The sequence below is a fragment of the Hymenobacter bucti genome (assembly GCF_042681145.1).
GTDB lineage: Bacteria > Bacteroidota > Bacteroidia > Cytophagales > Hymenobacteraceae > Hymenobacter > Hymenobacter bucti.
Genome location: NZ_JBHUFD010000006.1, coordinates 322,076 through 346,496 on the forward strand (window position 1 = coordinate 322,076; position 24,421 = coordinate 346,496).

Here is a 24,421-nt window from a genome sequence, read left to right on the forward strand (position 1 = left end):
TGGTAGGGGGTAAAGCAGCCTGTGGCGCGGGCAGTGGCCTGGGCCGTTTGGTCGAAGCGCTGGGAAAGCAGGTTGTAAACTACCTGCTAGCCGCAGCAGCTTAGCCTTGACTTAGGGCCATTAGGTAGGCGATATGAAGGGTGGAAAGTAGGCGTAAAAGCAGCTATTCTTGACCTTGGGGCAACGGGTGGGCCAGCATTGGTGCTTTTCACTTCGTTGTGTAACGAAAGATGCCAATAGATTCCTCGTAATTTGGCCCCATATACCACCCTCTTCTCCACGCGCCCGTGTGTACGACCTACTCAATTCCTACGATGGGGGGCAGACCACGCTGGAGCGGGTGATTGATTGGACCTTGATCGGGCTGGTGCTACTGAATACGGCCACCGTGGTACTGGATTCCGTGAAGGGAATTGATGCCCAGTACCACCCCTTGTTTGCGGGTATTGAGCTGGCGTCGATCTATGTCTTTACTATCGAATACGGGTTGCGCGTGTGGTCCTGCGTGGAAGCCCCTCGCTACCGCCACCCCTGGTGGGGCCGCGTACACTTTGTATTGAGTCCGTTAGCTATTATCGACCTACTAGCCGTGCTCCCCTTCTACTTGTCGATGGGATTGTTGGACTTGCGGTTTTTACGCCTGGTGCGGCTGCTGCGCCTGCTCAAAGTGACGCGCTACGTGCGGGCGCTGCACGTGATTGGGCAGGTCGTGCGGCGCAAGCGAGCGGAGTTACTCGTGACGCTGGGTATGATTGGGTTGATTTTGCTCTTGGTGTCCAGCGTGATGTACTCGATTGAGAGCGTGGCCCAGCCTGACAAGTTTGGCAGCATTCCCGATACGATGTGGTGGGGGATGGCGACGCTTACCACCGTGGGGTACGGGGATGTGTACCCGATTACGCCGGCGGGAAAAGCGTTTAGCAGCATCATTGCGGTGCTTGGGTTGGGGCTGTTTGCCATTCCCACGGGTATTCTGGCCTCGGGATTTAATGAGCAGCTGCAGGAGCGGCGGGGGGAGGCGGATGTGTGCTCGAGGTGTGGGGAACTGCGGCGGGAGGTAGAGAAGCTGCAGACGCAGGTCAAGCTGCAGGAGACAGTGTTGGCCGCGAAAGAAGAGACAATAACGCTACTGCGAGCTAGCTTTAACTCATGACCGCTACTCAATAGCACCGTTACGAGGTAGGGGCCTGCAGCATGCTCTACTTTGCTTTTGCTGGGGGCTGGCCTCCTTATTGAGTCCTCTAAAGCCATCATCCTTAACTAGCTTCTCTGCTATGCGACCCTACTTCCGCCTGCTACCTAGCCTGCTAGCGCCCGTGCTGCTGGTAAGCCTGAGCGCTTGCTCCAAAAAAGACGTGGTCGAGGTGCAAAACCTTGCGAGCTATTCCCTTGATGGGCACTTTAGAACTTGCTCGCTAACGCAAACGACCACTACCCAGGCGGAATTCGACTACTTAACCCTTCGCCTCACGACTACTCCGCAGCCGAGCAGTGGGCCCGAAGTGCTCGATATCAAGCTGTGGAAGCTAACTGGCCAGCCTACCAGCACTTATAGCTTCCTCTACAATGGCAGTGCTGATGGGGTAACGTACACGGCTACCCCATTGCCGCCCGTCGGCTACTATTTGACCAGCGCCACCAGAACCTTTACTAGCACCACCGGCTTCTCCGGGTCCTTTACTAGCGAGGCACGCACCGCCACGGGGCCTGACACCCGCGTTTTGACGGGCACACTTACGAACGTGCAGCTTTAGAATTGGCCATGAAAGTGCTCCTTGTCCTTACGCTCGTGCTTCCGACGGTAAGTTGGGCGCAAGCTACCCTGGCCCCTCGTACCGTAAAACCAGCAGTGCCTCCTGTTCAAGAAACGCTAACGGGGTCTGTCAACCCCCGTTACCTCAACTTAGCTACTGGCCGGTTTCTATATCGCCACTTGCGTGATACCGTAGGCAACCACTATGCGCACCCCCTTCCGGCGGGAAATTGGGAGCTAGACATCGTTCGCTTCGTTTCCCCGCATTGGCTAGCTGTTCGCTGGCGCGGGGCGGATACGACCACCTACTACCTCCCCAGGGCCGGCGCCCGCACTATCATCCTGCTTTGACCCATCTTTATGTACGGATTCATTGAAGTCTATGAAGAATCAGATAAGGCCCTCGTGCTCGTCAACATTGCGACGCTTATCAAAGTCGTTCCGCGGAAAGAAGGCGCTTATCTACACTTAGCCGTGCAAAATGCCCGCGGCCTACCCTACGTCGTCTCCACCTCCGACTCTTACGAGGAAGTGAAAGCAAAAATTCAGGCGGCGCAGTAATAAGAGGCAGCGCGCTTCCCATTTTCCTACTTGCCTATGTGGCTGTGCCAATTCCTCCATCTACCTAGGAAATACTAAGCAGCGCCTTGCAGCGTGCATTATATCCGCTAAAGCCTGACCTCTTTAGTGTCTCGAAAAGCAACGTTGGCCCTGTACGACACTACTTTTGCTTCTTATTCTCTCACCTTTCTTTCTGCCCTTGAAACCACTCCTACTCGGCTGCGCGCTGCTACTTGCTACGTCCGTTACGCACGCTCAAAAGGCCCCTAAAGTAAAAGACAACGATACCCAACCCACCCTACCCACTGACCCGGAAATTCACTTAGTGGCTTACACGGGCGTAGTAGAAGTTGCGGGCGCCACCCAGGACCAGCTCTACACGCGCGCTTATGACTGGATAGCTAGAACCCACGCGGCCACTGCTTCCTCCGCCCTGCAAGACAAAGAAAAGGGTTGGCTAACGGTGCAGGGTACTACTCACCCGCACTACCGGGGCAATGAGTTCGGCAGCGTGACGCACACGGTTAGCCTCTACGTCAAAGACGGCAAGTACAAGTACGACTTCACTAATTTCCGCCACGGCTACGTGGGTGCTGGCCAGCACGGCGGCGATGCCTCCCTGGGCCCTTTTGAAAACGAAGAGCCTAAGAAAATGTTGATGATGGCCGGCCTCATGCACCGCGTTTGGAACAGCCTCCGCAACGAAACGGATGTGCAGGTCAAAGCGCTCATTGCCGACTTGGAAACCTCTATGCAAGGGAAGGCTAAGGATAAGAGTGACTTTTAGCGCCTATTCCGTGGCGCACCTCTTCTTCTACACTTGGTCCTAGCAGATTGCTCGTGGTGGCTTTAGCAGCTAGCTGGGTCTAAACTCAACTGCTGCCTTGTTCCGAAAGCACCCGGCGCTCGGTGCCCTCATAAGCCCACCTCATCTGCCCCCCCTATAGCTACCCCTACCTACGGGGAATTAGGAGCCGTCTATCATCTGGTTTGTTTCTCAGCACTACAGAAGTAGGGGCTCGGCCGGGGCTGTACTTCAGCGAGTCGCGTGCGCTCATTCTACTTCTTGTTCACTATTCACTACCCCTTTCGCCCTACATGCCTTTACTCTACCAACTCATACTTAGGTGGGTTAGCCCTGGCCTCCCCCGCTGCCTACGTTTACTCGCACTCTTTTTAGTACTACTGCCCACCCGCTTGTGGGCTCAAAGCCCTTCGTGGCAAGCTGCCCTAGCCAATGCCACCACGGCACTGGGTACTATTACGCCTCGCAACGTGGCCAGCGATGGTGCCGGCAATGTGTACGTGGCGGGCAGCTACGTGGGGACCATACAGCTAGGCTCGACAACGCTCAGTTCCACTGCGGGCACCAATCGCTTGCCGAGCACCGATGCCTTTGTGGCGAAGTGGAGCACTGCCACCAATACCTGGGGATGGGCGCTGGGCGGCGGCACTGGCGACTACGATCAGGCCACCAACGTAGCCGTGGGCAGCACCGGCAGCGTGTACGTGAGCGGCTACTTAGGCAGCAGCGCTAACGCCACTTTCGGCAGCCTGACGTTTCCGGCGACCTTCGAACTCAACCTGTTTGTGTTGAAAGTGAGTGATGCCGGCTCCACTGTCACCCCCAACTGGGGGCTCACTGGCCAAACCACTTCCAACTACAGTGCGGAAATGGTACCGAGCACTACTGCGCTAGCCGTGAGCGGCTCGCACGTGTACGTGGCCGGGCAGTTTAGCGGGCCTACCCTTAAACTAGGCACCTTGCAGCTAGCCAATGCGGGGGGTACCGCGTCGACCAACGACGCCTTTGTAGCTAGCCTAACTGATGGCGGGCTAGCCGCTACCTGGCAATGGGTACGGCAAGGAGGCGGCCTAAGCCATGATGGTGCTCAAGCCCTTACTACTAGCGGCAATAAGGTATACTGGGCCGGTTATTTTCAGGGTACGGCAGCCTTTGGCCCCACTTCCCTGACCAGTCGGGGAGCAGCGGGCACTAGCGATATCTTTCTGGCCCGGCTCAGCGAAGCAGGCGGCATCGACTGGGCGCTACGGGCGGGCGGCGACGGCGACGACCGGGCGGCCGCGCTGGTCGCGAGCGGAAGTACCGTGTACGTGGCAGGCAATGCGGCTAGCCTTACCCCCGACTTCGCGCCCCTGCAGCTTACCTCGCCGCCCAATACGGGCGTGCTGGACCTATTCGTAGCCAAGCTCACCGATGCGGGTCCGGCGCCGGCCTTCACGTGGGTAGAGCGCGCGGGGGGCGCCTCTACCGAGCACCTCACGGGCCTCGCCCTAGGAGGCGCGGGGGCGCTCTACGTCACGGGCGACTTTCTCTTTGCTTCGGCGCTGCGCTTTGGCACAACTACCCTCGCCAATCCCGGGACGCTTACCGACGTATTCGTGGCCCGACTCAATGATGCTGGCGCGAGTGCCAGCTACGCCTGGGCTACCCAACTCGGAAGCGAAGCCACCGATGCGGCAGCGGGTATTGCGGCGGATGCCAACCAGGTATACGTTGGGGCCGCGGTTGTGGGCAGCGTTACCACCCTCGGCCGACCGGCCCAGCAGCAGCAGCTGACGGGCGGGCGGGCGAACGTTGTGGTAGGGCAAGTATCGGCTGCCGGTAGCTGGCAACAAGCGCAGCAGGGCTTTATTGGGGGCAGCTTTCAGCCAGTAGCTTCGGTAGTTGATAACTGCGGCTTCGTGTACGTCGCTGGTCGCCTAAGCGGGCAAACCCGATTGGGCGCTACCCTCTTGAGTAGCGTCGGAAGTTCCGACATCGTGGTGGCTAAGTGGAACCCGGCAGGTAACAGCTGGACCTGGGCCCAGACGGCGGGGGGAATAGGCGCGGACCAAGTCACCGGCATTGCCGTCAATAACCGCGGGCAAGTATACATCTGCGGCTCTTTCGCGAATGGAACAGGCATAAATCCTACCACAATTGCTTTTGGCAGCATCGTGCTCCCCCACATGGGCACGAGCAACCTCGATGCGTTCGTAGCCAAGCTCACGGACACTGGCTTTACCGCTCGTTTCGACTGGGCGTGCCCCGTGGCTAGTAACAGCGACGAGGTATTCACGTCCCTCGTGGCCAGCGGCAGCAGTGTCTACGTAGCGGGCTACTATAGCGGCACCGGCTTGTCGTTCGGCCCGGCTACGCTGCCCCTCACGCAAGGCATTTCGGACATGATGCTGGGCCGCTTAACGGATCTAGGCACGAGCTACCGCATCGACTGGGGCATGGCCGCGGGCGGCTACAGCGAGGACAAGCCCACGAGCTTAGCGCTGAGCGACAACCGGCTGTACCTAGCCGGCCGCTACTCCTCGCTCAGCAGCTCGCAGCCCGATGCGTTTGTGGCGCGTCTCACCGACACGGGCAGCGCCCCGAGCGCGTTCGACTGGCTGCTGCTAGCCCCCGGCAACACGCGCGAGGAAGCCACGGCCGTGGCGGTGCAGGGCCCCTACGTGTACATCGCGGGCTACTTCTACAGCACCTCCATTTCCTTCGGCAATACGCAGCTCTATAACAGCACGCTTACTAATAATCAGAGCAATGACGGGTTTGTGGCGGGCCTTCTAGATAGTGGTCCCTCGGCCCGCTTCGTCTGGGCGCAACGCATCGCCGGCACTGCGGGCACGACCGAGTACTGCAACAGCATAGCCGTAGCTGGTAAATTTGTGTACGTGAGCGGCAGCTACGGCGGGATGCCCTCCTACTTTGGCCCGATAAGCCTAGCCGCGCCGACCGGCACCGCCGAAGGGTTTGTGGCCCGGCTGCAAGAAGTAGGCGCCACGACCACGTTCGACCGCGCGCAGCGCGTGAGCAGCTCCGGTAGCGATGACGTGCTGAGCCTGGGCGCGCTCGACCAGCAGGTATACGCCCTGGGCGTACTCGGTGGCATCGGCCCGGCTGAGTTGGGCACCACTACCCTCTCCGGCCCCGGTACATTTCTGGCGCGTCTTACCGACAGCGACATTGGTGGAAATGCCCGGAGTCTGGATTACGGCAATACGCTCTTTTGCCGCGCCGCCACCACTATTCAGCCCACCCTGATCGGGGTGCCAGCCGGGGGGGGCTACGTGGCTACGCCAGCCGGGCTGGCCCTGGATGCGCAGACCGGCCGCATCAACTTAGCCGCCTCCGCGGCGGGCCAATACACCGTAACTTACGTTTCCCCCGGCCAGTGCGGCCTGCAAGCTAGCCAAACCCTGACGCTACGCGATAGCTTCACCGCCAACTTTACGTATCCCCCTGGGCCGGCTTGCAGCGGCACGCTAGCGCCGGTGCTCGCAACGGGCGCCACCGCCGGCAGATTTAGCTCTACTGCGGGACTCGCCCTGGATGCCGCGACGGGCCTCGTGACCCTCACTAGCTCGCAGCCGGGCACCTACGTGGTTACGAACACCGTGGCCGAGGGTGGCGGGTGCGCGGCGGTCAGCAGTACGGCTACGCTGGTCGTGGCCGTGCCGGCCGTGGCCAGCTTTACGTACGCAAGCGGCGGCCGCTACTGCGCCGGCGGCCCTAGCCAACTACCCACGGTGAGCGGCACGGCAGGGGGGCGCTTCAGCATTGCCCCCGCCAGCGGCTTAGCGCTTGATGCCACTACCGGGACCCTGACGTTAGCGGGGAGTACGCCGGGCACCTACCTCGTGACCTACACGGTGGGGACTACGTGCCCGGTTAGTGCCACCCAGTCTATCGTCGTCGTGGCCGCGCCCGCCGCGCCGACGCTTACCGTTAGCGGCATTCCGGCCACCGGCCTGACGCTGACGGCGAGCCCCGGCAGCAGCTACCAATTCTACCGGGATGGAGTCGCCATTCCAGGAGCCACCACCGCCACCTTTTTTGTCAACTCCGGCTCTTTTAATGGGAGCTACACCGTGGTAGTGACCAACGCCAGCGGCTGCGCTTCCCCGCCCTCGGCGCCGGTCGCCGTCGCCGTAACGGCCGTGCAGTTACCGACTCGAACGCCTGGTCTGGTTGTATACCCTACTCCTACGCTTACGCGCCAGGTGCAGGTGCTGCTGCCACCCGCCGCTACTAGCCTGCAGCTGCTCGATGGGGTTGGTCGGGAGGTGCGGCACCTGGGCCTAGCCCCCGGTGCTACTACCGTGACGCTACCCTTGGATGGGCTCGCCGCTGGCCCCTACGTGCTGCGGTGCGGTAGCGCCGCGGCGCGGGTGGTGATTGAGTAAAACCTTTATCATAAAAAAGGCTCCAGCAACGCAGGTTACTGGGGCCTTTTTTATACAGCTACACTCTATTTTTAGGACCTGCGCCTACCCATTCCTTAACTTGCAACGCACTCGCTACCACCTATGAAGACGTTACTTACCCTCGCCCTCTCCGCGCTGCTGTTCGCTGCCCACGGGCAAACGCCCGCCACCTCGCCCGATAAGCTCACCCCGGCTGCGCCAAGGGCGAAGCCGGCCAAAACCCTTGGGCAAAAGATGGTGCAGCAAAGCAAGCCGACGGATACGGTTCTGCCGCACAAGGTTATTAAGAAGTAGGGATGATGCCATGCATCTGCTCATCGCTTTTGCGGCCTTTCTGCTGCCTGTAGCGGCGTGGTCGCAGCCCTCTTTTACTACTCGCTTTATACACAGCACGACTATCAAGCTGAGCAACTCCGCCCTGCTTTATGAGCGCTTAGCCGATTCGGCGGCTGCGCGCCCGGCGCTGCAGCTGCGCCCTGGCGAGCACGTCGTGCTACTAGGTATGGGCGCCCCGCACTGGCTTCTTGTCAACCGCAGCTACCGCGACACGCCTAACACTAGCATTACCTACTACCTGCGGGAGCGAGAGGCTCGTGGGGTAGAAATTACTCGTTAAGCAACATCCTGCTGCGCGCCTGCCTTACCTAGTTGATATGCCTCTATATCTACTTTCCAAATCCCTGCTAGCTGCCGGACTGCTATTCAGTATGCTGGGGTGCTCCAGAAAAGACGGTCCCCTACCTACCGACGGTACAGGCAGCTTTACGCGCGATGGCGTGGTCATTAAGGTACGGCTCGCGCCGCTCTCGGCTCCGTTCACCAAAATGGCCAGACACTACAGGAACTGTACATCACCATCACGGAAGCAACACCCTCGCTAGGTGACCCTCGTTCCGTTATCCTTAATTTTCAGAAGACCTCTGTAGACGCCTACCACCTGTACACCATTGTTTATAGACAAGGACAAGCCACTTACGACGTTGCTTCCTCGTATCCCTCTACCAGTAGTATCGCGACGGTGAAGGCCGCGGGTCCCACTTCCTTTTCTGGCACCTTCTCTGGCATTGGCCGTGTCAACCTCACTAGCGGGCAGAGCATTCTCACCGATGGCGTATTCACTGCCGCTCCCCTGCCTTAGCTATTCTATACACCCGGCTAACCAGCCAGACTCCTCGCCCCAACTAATTTTCTCTCAGTAACTTGCTCTAAAAATCACCTCCCTAAAGCAGCTAAACCGCTTGTGAGCTATGACCATCGAGGACAAGGACATCCCGTCGTTACTGGTATCGGTAGTTGCATTTGTAGTTGCCTCACTAGGCACCGTCTACAGCATCTACTATTCGGCCAAATCGCACAAGTCGAAAGTGCTATTCGAGGTATTTACTGAATTTAGACAGGCCAAATTCATTGAAGCCAGAACCTTGCTTACCACCTTGGGTACTGGTAGCTCCACGATGAATTTTGAGCCATTCAGAGAGTATACCTTTTTGCTAAATCATATCGGCATGCTCTTGCACAAGGGCTATATCGATGTAGACGAAATCTACCAAATGGCTGGGAGAAGTATCATAGATGCTTGGCGCATACTCAGTCCTAAGATTCTAGCATTACGCCAGGAGTCAGACAAACGCAAATATTACCAATTTCACTTTCAATACTTGGTCGCCCAGCTACTGGAGCACCAAAAGTTCGGAGAGGAAAATGTAGCCTTATTCATAGCCGACTCAGCTGAAAAAATCAGAATATACTCCTTGCCTGAACGCAGAACATTATAGCAGCAATTTCTTGCTGCCTACTTATCCTCGCGCTAGCCGCAGCGCTTAGCACGTGCCACTAGGCGCTTACGGCGGCAAAAGGTAAAATTTCGTCTGTTGCACAGTGGACATAATTGCCCGACCCAATCCTTCTCCTTTATGCCCACCTTCCTGCGTTTACCCATCAGCCTATTAGTTATGGCTAGCTGCTTGGGTTTTGTCCCTCCTCCGGCCACCGACCAGCAGCTTATTCTCGGCACTTGGGTTTGTGAAACAGATAAGAACTGGAAGCTCGTGTTTACCAAGGCTATCTGCACGCAGTACTATAGCGGGCAGGCTTCCGAGGTAGACCGTTACACCTTATCCAATACATCACCTCAGTGTGGCGAGCAGGTACCTGTGGAGGAGAGCACCAGCTATTTGCAGCTCACGCAGCTTAGCAACAAGGAAGTCACCTGCTACGAGTTGAATGGCGTGACTGCTAAGACGCTATCGCTGCGGCCTATCCACAAGGGGGGTGCACTGGTCTTTATCAAGCAGAAGTGACCGCTTTGCGTACCCCATCAGGTCAAGGACATTGCGTCTGCTGCGCGGGGGAATATATAACTGGCCTAACACACCTATGAATAAACATCTTACCACCTACCTAGCCATCGGCAGTCTGTTGGGACTAGCCTTGCGCGCTCACGCGCAAGTCACCTTTCGGGTTGGGCCGAAAGCGGGCCTCAACGTCACGACCGCGCGCTTTGCTCCCGATGAGCAGTTACTTAACCAAGGTGTTACGATTACCACCAACACGAGCTACCGGCCAGGGCTTGAGGTTGGCGTAGGAGGAGCCATCGGCTTCGGTCATTTTCTCGTGCAGCCCGCGGTACTCTACTCGCAGCAGGCAATTAACGACCAAATTAGACTCTCAAACCAGCAGTAATGCTGCCTTGTGCAGATTTGCGTGCCAATTGGGCTCGCTGCTCGAACTAGCGTGCAGTTCTACAACAGCCACGGTCCTTTTTTGGAGAGTGCCTGTCCATAAGCAGTAACAGAAAAACAAAGTCGGGAAAATAAGCTCCCACAAATGCTGCTAAGCCTTCGCTTCAGTCTTTGTGTAAAAATTACCTCTTCGAGTTCGCACTAGGGTTGGCATCAAAAATGAATGCGCAACCCCACTCGAAAGGCAAGTAATACAATTGTGTCCACCTACGAATAAACTGCATCTGGGTGCGACTTTCTCCTGGCTCCTCTCCTTGACAGTTACTTTGAGCTCATAAAAACCACTACCGCTAGGATGAGGCCAGAGACCAAGCCAAGGGTAGAAAGAATAAATAGCACAACAGCTATTAAAGTGCTGTGGCCGGAAAAAGCTTCTATAAATCCCTTGACGCTACCCGCTAGTAATCCGAGGGAAATTAATAACGCCAGTAACCAGCTTTTACCGGATAATTCAAAGCCAAACCCTCCACCAGACATAGCACAGCAGTTGATTAGTTGAAAAATAAGTCGCACGTTAAGCGGTAGCGCAGGTATAAGCCGCCGAGTTGATGGCTGACCGTGACGAACCGAACCTGATAAGTACTTTCAGCAGGAAGCTGGGAACGATCCAGCGAACAGAGATATTTTACTTTTTCGTTACCCACTTGAAACTGCTCTTTATAAAAGAAAGGCAACGGCATAACAATGATTCCAGCTTGGGTGCTTAGGACAACAGCCTCTTCATCCGCTTCTAATGCTTTAAGCAGTTGAATAATCGTTTTATTAGCGCCTGCTACTTGCAGCACCGAGGCGAGCGCCGTGTGTAAGGGACATAATTCAGGCGAGATTAGTAAAAAAGCGTAGTCAATTTTTTTAGCGACAACGCCTTTATTTTCAACTGTTAGAGTAAATACCAATGGTTTAACTCGCTCCTCGTCACTGGTTAGCGTAACATCGAGTTGTAAATGGGACAGCATATTGGCCCAGACAAACGAAAAGAAGCCTAGCAGGCTACCAATTAAGGCCAGCCCTTTTGTCAAGTTTTCTAATGACCAGTCCACATTTAGAGGCGTATTTGGAAAGACAATATAGTATATTAAAACACTTATACTTTATTCAGAGAGCAAAAAGAAAGCAAAATAAGATGGCCCAGCTACGGTGACAATTGAGATTCGAACTTGAACCAGGAAGGCGCATCCTCTGGGGGCTCAGAAAGTCCGCCACAAGTGCGCTTCTGGCTTGCGGAGGGGGGGCAGGAAGTCAAAAAAGGGTGCCTCCGTAAGGTGCAGTGGCTGTTGCAGAACTATCAAACTAAGTCAATAAGCGGTCGCGACTAGTCTAGGAACCTATAAAAAGGAGCGTTATAGCTAGTAAGCAGGCTTCCTTTAGTTACCAGTGGCCTCCTATTAGCTCCTCGACTGAGTTCTGCAACAGACACTGCACCTTGTTGAGCTAGTCTACCCCTAAACAGCTAATTTCTCACTTTACTGATTTCTGCTAATAAGGTGGAGTGCACGCAGATGAGATGCCGACGGTTCTGGCGTTCTAACTGGATAGTCGTAGGCTGGCTAGGGAGCTTAGTCTTAGTGGGCCTGAGCATCTTCACACCTGTGGAATTGGTCCCCTTGCCTTTAGAGAACGTGCCACGGTGGGGACTCTATGCCTTGGTCTTTCCGGCCTGTGGGCTACTGCAAGCACGCTGGCCTCGCGCGCGCTTCCTTTGGCAGACAGTGCCGTGGCTCGCTTGGGGACCGCTGCTAGCCGTGCTCTTTTTCTGGCTGCCAACAACAGTGGCTCAAACACCGGCCAAGTCCTGGTCAGACATCTTAGCACCCCTGACGTGGCTATTTGCTCGTCCCGAGGAATGGCGTACCTCCCAGATATTATTTCGCCGAGGCAGCCAAGTCGTCGTACAGCAACGCTATGTTCCCTGGGACCAGCCGCTACCTCGTTTCCCGGTCCGAGGGTCGTGGCGGACGGCCCTGGTGATGCCGCTGGTGCCTGGCGTACAATGGGCCGCGCCGCTGCCGGGTTCTGGTTCGCTGGATGCCTCTTGGCACGCACAGCAACCGACCAACTTAACTAAGTTTCACCGCTTGTCTATGCTGGAGGCGCAGTTAAAGCTGAGTGGCGACTCTACCTTGCATCGACGCCTTCTGACACAGTTACCAACCTGGGCAGCTGAGTTGTGGCAAGAACGAAGGCAAGCTCAGCAGAAGCCATAATCAGCTATTTATTAAAATGCCAGCCCTAGTCAGTTGTCAAGGTTGGTTTAAGAAATGTGACAAGCTGGGCTGCTAGAAGCAATGACGAGTGCTTGATAGTAGGCCCTTATAATCTCACTGGTTATGCACTCGATTGTAAGCCGGGTTTTTCGGTGCGTAATCCACCAAAATGCTATCTCCAATGTGTAACGCTGGATCATGAGAATCACCCTCATAGTTTTTCCCCTCTAAAGTGAACTGATAGGAGTAAGCAAATTGGCGCGATACCGGGCTATTACCCAAGTAGTTCTTCTTATCAATTACCACTGCTTTCGTTGTGAAAACTCCTTGTGATAAGGCCACTGCCTCTTGATGCCAACGAGTGCAGGTTCGGAGGAAGTAGGCTGATAAAAGTATTAAGATGACTATGCCTAGCCAATCTTGGATATCAAAACTTGCTTTTTTTGCCTGTTTACTCTTTGCCAAAATTGCACTTATCTAAATTTTTATGATTTCAAATCTAAAAGATAATTCTTTAAATAGTTGATTAACATAATGTTGCTTACCGGATAACTCCCGGAATAAGTACGGGTTTTGGTCTTCTACTTGGATACGGCCAGTATAGTATTTTTCAAATAATACCAGGCTGCTTCCCCTGCGCCAGTGATACAAGCTGGCTGAATAAGGAACGGCTCGTCTGAAAATACTTCGCTTACCTTGCTGCACTACTATTTTTTCTGCATGTCATTTTCTTTTCGACCACTACTCCTAGCCGTTTCCGTGCTGCTCAGTGCCTGCGCGGTGCCCCGTTCTTCTACCCGGCTTCCCGCCTCCTATTCCTGGTTTCCTTTTACGTGGTATACGGCAAAGCTAAAAGGCAAAAAGTATCAATTTGCTATCTTAATACCGGTTAAAATCAAGGACTTACAGGCCAACTTTGTCACGCAATTTGACTTGGGTAGTGACGCCACGGTCCTGTATGAGAACGCGCTGAGAAACTACTTCCCCACCCGTTCGCAACTCTATGCGCAGGTAGATACTACCCACCGAGGCACGACCGACACCGGAATTAGACACTACCACACGACGGGCCTACCGGTGACATTTGGTGGAGCCCAAGTAGCGCATCCCTTGCTCTATGCCAAGTATGGCGATGCGGTTCCCCTGGATTCGTTGCACACTACTTCGCAGAAGTTGGTGGGGACCATCGGCGGCGATTTTCTGGCCGGTAAAGTGCTCATTATCGACTATCCGCAGCAACGGATGTGCGTACTTGATTCAGTGGACGCCTACTGGCGGGCCAAAACCAGCTTTGTCAGCAGTCGGGTCAAGAACAACCGCATGCAGATTCCGCTGACCATCAAGCAACACACCTACTGGGTCTTATTCGACACTGGCGCGAGCTTGTTTCCCTTCACGACGGATGAACAGACGTGGCAAGGGCTCGTCCAACCAGGCCCGCCGACCGATACACTCGTCGTGGGCTCTTGGGGCAAGCAAGTGCCTTTCTACGCGGCCCCGGTGCAGGCTCCGGTCTACTTAGGAGCGTATCAGCTACCAGTTGCGCAAGCCTGGTTCACCCGTGACCAACGCCATTTAGACTTTATGAAAGCCGAGCAGATTGAAGCCTCTACCGGCAATGCGTTCTTCCAAAAGAGCGTCGTTGTGCTTGATTTTAAGCAGAATAGATTCGGGGTAGCAAAATAGAAAATATCTTTTTTACATATTGGAAACGACCAATCACAGCATATAAAAAGACGGGCGAAAGCGCTCCTCCCTGTTGGGAGCGCTGACTTGTCAGTCGACAAGTCCCGCGTTTTATCTTTTACGCTGGACCGATTCGGTTGCCGATAGTGGTGGGTAAGCTACGTTTTAGGGGGTGCGTTGACGGGCTCCCTGTTAGCCCCGTAGTACAGCAGGATTTGCCGAGACCCAGCTAGCGAAAGCAACAAGAGCAAGAAAATATGGCTGATCATGTTTTGCCGAAAGGGCATGAAGAACTCAAAGAAGGCCCACAGCGTGCCCGCAGCCAGCCAGACAACGAGCAAGATGAGCAAGTTGTAGCCCACTAGCGCCCACGTGAGGAGGACCTTGGCGTCCTGTTGTCGAGCCGCGCCTAAGTTGACTAAGCGCATCAGCAACAAAAAGCTCCCTAAGCCATACCCCCAGCTTTGAAAAATGCGAGGCGTAATAGGCGTATACTGGTAAAAGAAGTAGAGGTAAGGGGAATACAGCAGCGCGAAGAAGCCCACCGGGAGCAACGCAGCGAGCCAGCGAAAGACGAGCGAATGTCTCATGGTAACAGGTGCAGGGTACGTCGGAACGAGACGCTACCCTTACGCAACCTAACATAACTTTCGTTCTCGGACTGGCCTTAACGGCAGATTTCTACTCCCGCTGGAGGAGCAAGCGCTAACGTGCCGAAGGGCCGCTTGAGGGGACCCCAGTACACTTTTTCCGTGGCGATCCATTGCGCAAAGTTGGCCGAATTAAGGGTGTACACCCGTACCCGCTTGGTATGGCCCGGCACGAGCGCAGTAGCGCCTATCTCGACAAACAGGATGGCGGCCGCATAGCCTTTACTACCCCACATGCTAGTGCGGAACCCGTTGTGCAGGTCCGCCTTCAGGCGCTAGGTCATACGTTACCCACACATCGAGTTCATCGGCTTCCAGCGGCTGGTCATGGAGTTGTGTCATAGACAAAGGTTATACACTGCCTGCTACTTCCGGGGGCGTCGCTTATCTTTTGCGCATGGTTTCCTTTTTCACGCAAGCGGTGCTGGCCGCAGACAACCGCCACGAACTGTATGTCTACTTCTGAGGGCGCTTACTCTACAAAGCGTGGTATAGCGCCGGGCAGAAGCAACACGGTCGCGTGTTTCATGTCGGAGAAGGGCTAAGCCAAGGGGCCAAAGCAAGTCGTACCGAAGAGGAAAGAAAGCCATGAACGCGCGTTGGCTACTAGTTGAACGTTTACTGCAATAGGACAGCAGCTAGCCCCTCCAGTTTCACAGTCGTTGAATGAACCTTCAAAGCCCGTGAATGTCCGCTCGTAGTGCTAGCGTAAGGGTACCGACTCTACCCGCTCCACCCTACTCGCTTACATTCACGAGACAGCACCGGCGAGGCGGTCGCTTCCCCTACTAAACAAGGAGTACATTATTACTCCCTCGCCCCAATCCTCAGCCGCCACGCCTCATCGGGTGCTGGCAGGGCCCTGGAGCAGAGCCAGCAGCTCGTGGCGGCCAAGGATACTATCATTGCTTCCAAAAACGCCTCTACTGCCTCGCAGGCCGAAACGCTAAGTCTGCTGCGTGGTGGGTATAATCCCCCATAACTAATGCGTTATTTCCTATTTACCGCTATTCTGCATGCTCCGGTCGTTGCGCTGGCCCAGCAGCCGCTGCTAAATATGCACGGCTTTATCCTGGCGCACCGTGCTGCCCTCTACCGGCACCCCGCCGATACCCTCGCACTACCTGGTCACCGCACACTTTCCTTGAAGCCCGGCGACGATGTAGTCGTGCTGCAGGAGCAGCTTCATTGGCTTACAGTAAGGCGGGGCAACAGAAGAGGCACTGGCTTCTCGACCGATACGACCACTTATTACTTGCCAGTGGAGGCACTGACGGATGCCAAGCGGTTCATTTTGATTTAGCAACAGCATGTAAGCTCTACTGCCTCGAAGGGAAAATCATCAACCTGCGACGCGGCGGGTATACTAGGCTGAACTAACTCCCTATGAAACGACACTTACTGATTTCCTCCCTAGCTACTGGCCTACTACTGTTCGGCACGTTGGGCTGCTCCAAAAAGCAGGGCGACCCCACGCCAGCACTAAATACGGGTAGCTATAGCATGGCTGGCCAGTCCAAAACTTGCCAGGTCGCCGCTTCCCTCACCTCTACTGCGGGCCAGGATTATCTAGCGCTACAGCTGACCACGACGCCTCAGCCCGCGAGTGGCCCAGAGGTGCTTCGCCTTGCGTTTGTAAAGCCTACTAGTCAGCCGACTTCCGCTTATCAGCTCCAGTAACTCTATTTCTTTGTCAATAACCGGCTCAGCATCCTGTTTCCCGATGCCGTTGCCACGGTGAGCAGCACGGGTAACGGGGTGGTATCGGGTACCTTTTCCGCGGCGGGCTATGATCCCATCTATGGCGGGTATTTCATTGACCTTCAACAAGGCGTATTTACGAACGTGCCGTTTTGAGGATTGGACTGGTGGTAGGAGGCAGGCATGACGCTACTTCCCCTCCTTGCCCTGGACGACGTGCAGCGCAAGGAGAGGAAGTAGACGGTGGCATGATGCTACTTTCCTTCTTTTATAGTGGTATTTCAATTCCAGCTAGTCCGATTGAGGGGCGGTTATGATACGCTGGCCTTATTCGGCAAAATGAATTTCAATTCCAGCTAGTCCGATTGAAGGGTGGGCGCGGGCACTGCGGCCGGCCCCGTGAAGCTCATTTCAATTCCAGCTAGTCCGATTGAGGGGCGATACAATAACCGCGTATTGTTTTTTGTTTATTCAATTTCAATTCCAGCTAGTCCGATTGAGGGTACTACCCCGAGGTGTACGCCGGCGAGCGCGAGTACCGATTTCAATTCCAGCTAGTCCGATTGAGGGCGCCCTGCCCTCGCCCCCGAGCGGCGCCGGCGAGTATATTTCAATTCCAGCTAGTCCGATTGAGGGGGGTATTACTAAGCTCGTTAATCGCCTTGAACACGTATTTCAATTCCAGCTAGTCCGATTGAGGGCGCCATCGAAAGCCTGGGTTCAGTCCTGGAGCACTTATTTCAATTCCAGCTAGTCCGATTGAGGGCGGACCTGTTTGCTTCAGACAAGCTGGACCTCGTTAATTTCAATTCCAGCTAGTCCGATTGAGGGCCGCACCCACGCCTGCACGGGCGCCAGCAGCATCCCATTTCAATTCCAGCTAGTCCGATTAAGGGTGGGGCCGCTGGCCGCTACCACGAATCGATTGGCTAATTTCAATTCCAGCTAGTCCGATTGAGGGATCCACGAGCAGGGCCGGCGCCTCGGTGGGCAGGCATTTCAATTCCAGCTAGTCCGATTGAGGGCCTCCTTGCGCGCTTTCTCGCGGGCTTTTTGAGCATATTTCAATTCCAGCTAGTCCGATTGAGGGGGCCATGATGTCTTCGCGCTACTCGACCGGCGGCCAATTTCAATTCCAGCTAGTCCGATTGAGGGACAGCCACACCGTGCAGCTAGCCGAGCGCTACCGCATTTCAATTCCAGCTAGTCCGATTGAGGGCACCTTCCGGCTTACCAGCCTCAAAGCCGGCTACACATTTCAATTCCAGCTAGTCCGATTGAGGGAGCGGCGGGGGCCGGGTGCTCGGCACGCGCAACAAATTTCAATTCCAGCTAGTCCGATTGAGGGCCCCACTTACGAGGGTAGCGTGTGGATTAACAAAAAATTTCAATTCCAGCTAGTCCGATTGAGGGGGCCACCTGCTGGCCCTGGCCGCGAAGTCCGGCTAATTTCAATTCCAGCTAGTCCGATTGAGGGCGCGCAGCTCCGTCACGTCCACGGCCTCGTAGCCATATTTCAATTCCAGCTAGTCCGATTGAGGGGCTGATTCACGCCTACGTGGACCAGCTGCGTATCGAATTTCAATTCCAGCTAGTCCGATTGAGGGGCACGCGGCTGGCCGTAACCGAGAAGTTTTTACCATATTTCAATTCCAGCTAGTCCGATTGAGGGGGGTGGGCCTGGCACCCCAGGGTCCCGTTCGCCTGAATTTCAATTCCAGCTAGTCCGATTGAGGGTGCGCCGCTTGCAGCTGGTGCAGGGCTACTACGTCATTTCAATTCCAGCTAGTCCGATTGAGGGTGGGTGCCGGCGACGTGCAGACGAGTAACGTGTTTAATTTCAATTCCAGCTAGTCCGATTGAGGGCCCGTTCCGCATTGGCTACGACGTGATGGTGCCCACATTTCAATTCCAGCTAGTCCGATTGAGGGCGTAACGCCGAGCTTCTGCTTGAAATACGCGACCTATTTCAATTCCAGCTAGTCCGATTGAGGGAGCGGGGAGCAGTACCTGGTGGCGCAGCCGCAAGCGGATTTCAATTCCAGCTAGTCCGATTGAGGGGCGGCAGGGCAACCGCCCCCGGGGCGCCTGGTGCATATTTCAATTCCAGCTAGTCCGATTGAGGGAGGAAACCCGCACCGGCGGCTGCCAGGCGCAGGCCAATTTCAATTCCAGCTAGTCCGATTGAGGGGGTTGTCGTCCGCCTGGTCGTCCGTGCGGTCCACGTATTTCAATTCCAGCTAGTCCGATTGAGGGAGTTTTTTCGATTCCATCACCTAGGCTATTTTACTTATTTCAATTCCAGCTAGTCCGATTGAGGGACGTGGCCTTTGAAGTGGTGAGCAGCGCGCCCATCAATTTCAATTCCAGCTAGTCCGATTGAGGGGAGCGGGTGCGGTATCCGCTCCAGCCATTCCTCCCAATTTCAATTCCAGCTAGTCCGATTGAGGGCCTGGTCGCCCGATGGCACCTTCTACGTGCTCGACAATTTCAATTCCAGCTAGTCCGATTGAGGGTCGGGGCCTGGCTGCTGCTGGCCGAGCTCATTCCCAATTTCAATTCCAGCTAGTCCGATTGAGGGTATGGTCAGCGTACTACCAGATTATCTCACAACCCTATTTCAATTCCAGCTAGTCCGATTGAGGGCCGGCGGGTTATGCCGGCAACAACGTGGATATGTAATTTCAATTCCAGCTAGTCCGATTGAGGGAAATTCGTGGCCGCCAAGCTCAACAAATACATAGTTATTTCAATTCCAGCTAGTCCGATTGAGGGTTTTCCATTCCCAACCCCGGATAAAGTCTGTCGCTTATTTCAATTCCAGCTAGTCCGATTGAGGGCCCGCGCCCAGGTGCTGGGCCTACCCGTCCTCTACTAATTTCAATTCCAGCTAGTCCGATTGAGGGTGCTCTTTCTATGGTGGCTGTCACGGTAATTGTCAATTTCAATTCCAGCTAGTCCGATTGAGGGTCGTGGCTATCGCCGAGCCCGCGGGCCTGGCGCTGCTATTTCAATTCCAGCTAGTCCGATTGAGGGCAGCCTTGCCGGTCCCCTGATTGAACTTTGCAAACTATTTCAATTCCAGCTAGTCCGATTGAGGGCCTTTTCCACGTCCGGGCGGCTGTACACCGTTTCGCATTTCAATTCCAGCTAGTCCGATTGAGGGCACCAACGGCGCGAAGCTCGGCGGCACGGCGCAGAAATTTCAATTCCAGCTAGTCCGATTGAGGGGCATAAAAACGGGTCTGTCCTGTTCGTGCAGACGACATTTCAATTCCAGCTAGTCCGATTGAGGGTTCACTGACCGAGGGCATCCGGCTCCTAAAGCAGAAATTTCAATTCCAGCTAGTCCGATTGAGGGGCACCATCGTGCGACGCCCCTTGGTTGGCATCGATAATTTCAATTCCAGCTAGTCCGATTGAGGGAGTACTCCCGGAACCTGGCCGAGGTGCGCAAAACCAATTTCAATTCCAGCGAGTCCGATTGAGGGATGTTGTTAATCGAGTAGTAGAGCTGCAAGTAGGTCATTTCAATTCCAGCTAGTCCGATTGAGGGCGCCAACACCGCCCTGGAGAGTGGCTTGGTGGACGAAATATTTCAATTCCAGCTAGTCCGATTGAGGGGAGCAGGAGGCTCGCTTTTTCGGCGCCGTGACCCTATTTCAATTCCAGCTAGTCCGATTGAGGGTTACGAATCTAGAAAAGTAGACGTAAACAAGTTAAATTTCAATTCCAGCTAGTCCGATTGAGGGTGCTTACTCGGATGGTAGTAGCCAGCCACTAACCAGATTTCAATTCCAGCTAGTCCGATTGAGGGGCGGAAAGGCTATTGAGGGGCGTTTTCCAGACTATGAATTTCAATTCCAGCTAGTCCGATTGAGGGCCCCCTCGACACCTGGCCCCCGCCGGGCATGACGCAATTTCAATTCCAGCTAGTCCGATTGAGGGTCGCCGGGCTGAGGTGCAGGCTGGCCAGGCACTTGCATTTCAATTCCAGCTAGTCCGATTGAGGGCATCGTGAGCACGCGGCGCAGCAACCAATACACGTATTTCAATTCCAGCTAGTCCGATTGAGGGGCCCCAGCGGGCTATTCAGCACCCAGGCTTTCATCGATTTCAATTCCAGCTAGTCCGATTGAGGGTGGTCCGTGGTGGGGCAGCGTAGCGGCCTCGACTAATTTCAATTCCAGCTAGTCCGATTGAGGGCCTGTTGAGTGGAGAGGAGGTCAACACTAATGCGGCATTTCAATTCCAGCTAGTCCGATTGAGGGTTACCAGCGATAACGGCGCGGCTGGCATCGCCATTAATTTCAATTCCAGCTAGTCCGATTGAGGGGTTCCGGCGGAGGCGTCGAACTCGACCGTCGTGTAGTGGTATTTCAATTCCAGCTAGTCCGATTGAGGGGGTGAAGGCCAACCGGCCCCAGCTGGACAGCAAAGAATTTCAATTCCAGCTAGTCCGATTGAGGGCCTTGAGCGGCGCGTAGAAGTAGGCGGGGTAGGCGATTTCAATTCCAGCTAGTCCGATTGAGGGCAGCCCCACGTAGTTCAGATAGCCGCTGTAGTCCTTATTTCAATTCCAGCTAGTCCGATTGAGGGCGTAGGCGGCGCTTTCCTGGTCGAGGTTGGACAGTAATTTCAATTCCAGCTAGTCCGATTGAGGGTCCGGCCCAGCTCCTCGAGCAGGCCGTCACGTGCATATTTCAATTCCAGCTAGTCCGATTGAGGGGCGCACCGATGCTGGCCACGAGATTCGCTACTACGTATTTCAATTCCAGCTAGTCCGATTGAGGGTGTAAATGCCAGTGCAGCAGGTGGTGACGTGCAAAAATTTCAATTCCAGCTAGTCCGATTGAGGGCCGAGTGGGACGGGCAGCGCCGCGAAAAATACAAATTTCAATTCCAGCTAGTCCGATTGAGGGTGTAAATAGTTATACGGCCAAAATCCGCTTTCTAAAATTTCAATTCCAGCTAGTCCGATTGAGGGGCTGCCACGCCTCCTTCGACGGCACGGGCCTCAACAAATTTCAATTCCAGCTAGTCCGATTGAGGGGCCCCGGGCGGGCAGTCGGTGGCCCTCGCTACCCCTATTTCAATTCCAGCTAGTCCGATTGAGGGGCTGGCGTCCTTATCGACTACGAACGTGGCGTCCTGATTTCAATTCCAGCTAGTCCGATTGAGGGCACGCCGTGCGGCCTGGGCGAACTCTGCCTACGCTTATTTCAATTCCAGCTAGTCCGATTGAGGGGGTATTGCTGAGCGGCTCGAAAAAGGCGTAGTCATATTTCAATTCCAGCTAGTCCGATTGAGGGCTGCTCCTCCTCCTCGGCAGTCGGGGCCGCCGTGAGCAATTTCAATTCCAGCTAGTCCGATTGAGGGGCCGCAAATTCGTGCTTTACTTCGCTGCTTATTACTAATTTCAATTCCAGCTAGTCCGATTGAGGGGGACGTGCCGTAGCTGTTGTAGCGGATGCTATCCCATTTCAATTCCAGCTAGTCCGATTGAGGGGGGCGTAGCTGTCTACTTGGCTGTGGTTTTTAATCATTTCAATTCCAGCTAGTCCGATTGAGGGGTTGAAAAACGTACTGAAAATCTACCGCGTTTCAACATTTCAATTCCAGCTAGTCCGATTGAGGGATACGGAATATTGGCAGTCAGACCGGGAACACTTAAATTTCAATTCCAGCTAGTCCGATTGAGGGGACGGGCAACTTGCTCAAAGGCCTGGCTGAAAACGCATTTCAATTCCAGCTAGTCCGATTGAGGGGGTATTGCTGAGCGGCTCGAAAAAGGCGTAGTCATATTTCAATTCCAGCTAGTCCGATTGAGGGGGCGAACACCTTGAGCGCGATGGGCCGGTTTTGCATATTTCAATTCCAGCTAGTCCGATTGAGGGATGAGCAGAGTCGCACCAAAAGCGGGCTACTCAAGTATTTCAATTCCAGCTAGTCCGATTGAGGGGCTCCAGGGCCGCGATGCGGTTCTGGCGGGTCTCCTATTTCAATTCCAGCTAGTCCGATTGAGGGTTCCAGTAAGGCACCAGTAGCAAGCCCGCAGCGCATTTCAATTCCAGCTAGTCCGATTGAGGGGTCGCCACCGCCGGGCTCGAACACGCTGATGTAGCGCATTTCAATTCCAGCTAGTCCGATTGAGGGTAACCTTATCAGTAGGGTCAGTCGTGGTTGCAGCCAATTTCAATTCCAGCTAGTCCGATTGAGGGCTCAGCACGTGGTCACCATCGGTAGCGGCATTGCCATATTTCAATTCCAGCTAGTCCGATTGAGGGGGGCCGCAGCGGGCGCGAGTAGAGCAGCGTGCCATATTTCAATTCCAGCTAGTCCGATTGAGGGAGGTAGTGGAGGCCAAGGTCGTGGTGCACGACTACAATTTCAATTCCAGCTAGTCCGATTGAGGGGTATGAAGCCGACTGCATTGTGGCTGAGGTCAACAAATTTCAATTCCAGCTAGTCCGATTGAGGGGGTACTCCTTGCGGCCGATGGTGAGTAGCTCCCATTATTTCAATTCCAGCTAGTCCGATTGAGGGGCAAGACCCGGAAGCCCGTAGCACCAAGCCGCACGTATTTCAATTCCAGCTAGTCCGATTGAGGGTGCCACGGAGTCCCACGGCCCGTAGCGGGCATCTGAATTTCAATTCCAGCTAGTCCGATTGAGGGCACCGACCTTGCCAACGACGCCAAAGTCTACCATGAATTTCAATTCCAGCTAGTCCGATTGAGGGGGAGGTGCTGGAGCATGGCGCGGGCCTGCTCAATGAATTTCAATTCCAGCTAGTCCGATTGAGGGTCTGCTGCTCGTAGGCGTCGTTTTCGCGCTGAATGTATTTCAATTCCAGCTAGTCCGATTGAGGGGCGCAGGTGGGCATTGGCTATTACCTGCTGCATAGATTTCAATTCCAGCTAGTCCGATTGAGGGCCGCGAGCTGGGCCACTCCGCACACACTTTCACCCAATTTCAATTCCAGCTAGTCCGATTGAGGGGAGGCGCAGCAGCACCTGCTCGGCCAGCTCATTGGCATTTCAATTCCAGCTAGTCCGATTGAGGGTTCGGGAATGAGCTGCTTCGGGCGCTGGCCTTCCTCATTTCAATTCCAGCTAGTCCGATTGAGGGCCTGTACCGGGACCTCAACCAGCCCACGGTCACCTAATTTCAATTCCAGCTAGTCCGATTGAGGGGTTCTCGTAGGCCACCACGTCCCAGCCAATCTCGAATTTCAATTCCAGCTAGTCCGATTGAGGGCGCGGTCGATGCGGGCGTCGATGCGCTCCTGCACCTATTTCAATTCCAGCTAGTCCGATTGAGGGGTGAGGGGGTGAGAGAAGATTCTAATTCGGGCTCGTATTTCAATTCCAGCTAGTCCGATTGAGGGTCTTTTTCAACGCGGCAGTATTGGCGGCTAGGTTCTATTTCAATTCCAGCTAGTCCGATTGAGGGGCGCTCGTAGGCGCTGCTGGTCCGTCAGGTTCTTTTATTTCAATTCCAGCTAGTCCGATTGAGGGCAACCGCCCCACAAGCATGAACAACCGCCCTACTCCATTTCAATTCCAGCTAGTCCGATTGAGGGGCCGTCTGCCATATGGGCTGAGCCCTAGTAGGCTAATTTCAATTCCAGCTAGTCCGATTGAGGGGCGGTCATCGTAGAGCGTGAGTATCAGCTTACCCCAATTTCAATTCCAGCTAGTCCGATTGAGGGGATTTGGAAGTGTTTGCCGCGGCCTGCGAGTTCTTAATTTCAATTCCAGCTAGTCCGATTGAGGGAGGCGGGCGTGGGCAGGGTCAGCCGGTGGCTTATCTATTTCAATTCCAGCTAGTCCGATTGAGGGTAAGTCGGCCAGCATCCGGGCGCAGGCCCAGCGCAATTTCAATTCCAGCTAGTCCGATTGAG

Annotated in this window: 15 protein-coding genes and 1 CRISPR repeat array (1 of these 16 only partly in view); of the genes, 12 read left to right on the plus strand and 3 right to left on the minus strand. The window is 54.9% G+C overall.

The genetic code is table 11. The annotated features are described in order from the left end of the window. Positions 1 to 289 precede the first annotated feature (289 nt). The 10 genes from ACFSDX_RS17760 to ACFSDX_RS17805 all read left to right on the plus strand — a co-directional run bounded on the left by ACFSDX_RS17760 (position 290) and on the right by ACFSDX_RS17805 (position 10,216). On the plus strand, positions 290 to 1,153 hold the full coding sequence (locus ACFSDX_RS17760) for an ion transporter (protein ID WP_382315965.1): 864 nt from the start codon (positions 290 to 292) through the stop codon (positions 1,151 to 1,153). A 121-nt stretch (positions 1,154 to 1,274) separates the two neighbouring features. Then, positions 1,275 to 1,754: a hypothetical protein gene (locus ACFSDX_RS17765; RefSeq protein WP_382315967.1), complete on the plus strand. Its 480-nt coding sequence runs from the start codon at positions 1,275 to 1,277 to the stop codon at positions 1,752 to 1,754. A gap of 359 nt (positions 1,755 to 2,113) precedes the next feature. Beyond that, positions 2,114 to 2,314: a hypothetical protein gene (locus ACFSDX_RS17770; protein WP_382315969.1), complete on the plus strand. Its 201-nt coding sequence runs from the start codon at positions 2,114 to 2,116 to the stop codon at positions 2,312 to 2,314. 199 nt (positions 2,315 to 2,513) lie between these two features. Then, positions 2,514 to 3,101, plus strand: coding sequence for a DUF4468 domain-containing protein (locus tag ACFSDX_RS17775; protein ID WP_382315971.1), 588 nt, complete (start codon positions 2,514 to 2,516; stop codon positions 3,099 to 3,101). A 410-nt stretch (positions 3,102 to 3,511) separates the two neighbouring features. Next, positions 3,512 to 7,513, plus strand: coding sequence for a beta strand repeat-containing protein (locus ACFSDX_RS17780; protein ID WP_382315973.1), 4,002 nt, complete (start codon positions 3,512 to 3,514; stop codon positions 7,511 to 7,513). Between the two features lie 123 nt (positions 7,514 to 7,636). Next, complete coding sequence (locus ACFSDX_RS17785) at positions 7,637 to 7,828, plus strand: hypothetical protein (protein WP_382315975.1); 192 nt, start codon at positions 7,637 to 7,639, stop codon at positions 7,826 to 7,828. Positions 7,829 to 7,838: 10 nt separating this feature from the next. Further along, the gene (locus ACFSDX_RS17790) at positions 7,839 to 8,150 is read left to right on the plus strand and encodes a hypothetical protein (RefSeq protein ID WP_382315976.1); all 312 of its coding nucleotides are present in this window, start codon (positions 7,839 to 7,841) and stop codon (positions 8,148 to 8,150) included. Between the two features lie 631 nt (positions 8,151 to 8,781). Further along, entirely contained in the window at positions 8,782 to 9,309 is a 528-nt protein-coding gene (locus ACFSDX_RS17795; protein ID WP_382315978.1) for a hypothetical protein, read from the plus strand. 138 nt (positions 9,310 to 9,447) lie between these two features. Continuing rightward, positions 9,448 to 9,834: a hypothetical protein gene (locus tag ACFSDX_RS17800; RefSeq protein ID WP_382315980.1), complete on the plus strand. Its 387-nt coding sequence runs from the start codon at positions 9,448 to 9,450 to the stop codon at positions 9,832 to 9,834. Positions 9,835 to 9,910: 76 nt separating this feature from the next. Then, complete coding sequence (locus ACFSDX_RS17805; protein WP_382315982.1) at positions 9,911 to 10,216, plus strand: porin family protein; 306 nt, start codon at positions 9,911 to 9,913, stop codon at positions 10,214 to 10,216. Positions 10,217 to 10,766: 550 nt separating this feature from the next. Here ACFSDX_RS17805 and ACFSDX_RS17810 read toward each other — a convergent pair. Continuing rightward, a complete protein-coding gene (locus ACFSDX_RS17810; protein ID WP_382315984.1) occupies positions 10,767 to 11,315 on the minus strand; it encodes a hypothetical protein in 549 nt (182 codons plus the stop codon). 1,278 nt (positions 11,316 to 12,593) lie between these two features. Further along, complete coding sequence (locus tag ACFSDX_RS17815) at positions 12,594 to 12,944, minus strand: hypothetical protein (RefSeq protein WP_382315986.1); 351 nt, start codon at positions 12,942 to 12,944, stop codon at positions 12,594 to 12,596. A gap of 255 nt (positions 12,945 to 13,199) precedes the next feature. Here ACFSDX_RS17815 and ACFSDX_RS17820 point away from each other — a divergent pair, with 255 nt between their 5' ends. Beyond that, complete coding sequence (locus ACFSDX_RS17820) at positions 13,200 to 14,165, plus strand: hypothetical protein (protein WP_382315988.1); 966 nt, start codon at positions 13,200 to 13,202, stop codon at positions 14,163 to 14,165. A 158-nt stretch (positions 14,166 to 14,323) separates the two neighbouring features. On the opposite strand, the gene ACFSDX_RS17825 is transcribed toward ACFSDX_RS17820, so the two are convergent. After that, positions 14,324 to 14,755 (minus strand): hypothetical protein, encoded by a 432-nt coding sequence (locus tag ACFSDX_RS17825; RefSeq protein ID WP_382315990.1) that lies wholly within the window; start codon positions 14,753 to 14,755, stop codon positions 14,324 to 14,326. 1,045 nt (positions 14,756 to 15,800) lie between these two features. Here ACFSDX_RS17825 and ACFSDX_RS17830 point away from each other — a divergent pair. Beyond that, on the plus strand, positions 15,801 to 16,118 hold the full coding sequence (locus ACFSDX_RS17830) for a hypothetical protein (protein WP_382315992.1): 318 nt from the start codon (positions 15,801 to 15,803) through the stop codon (positions 16,116 to 16,118). 676 nt (positions 16,119 to 16,794) lie between these two features. Continuing rightward, a CRISPR array of direct repeats spans positions 16,795 to 24,421; the repeat unit is 29 nt; unit sequence ATTTCAATTCCAGCTAGTCCGATTGAGGG; it runs 653 nt beyond the window's last position.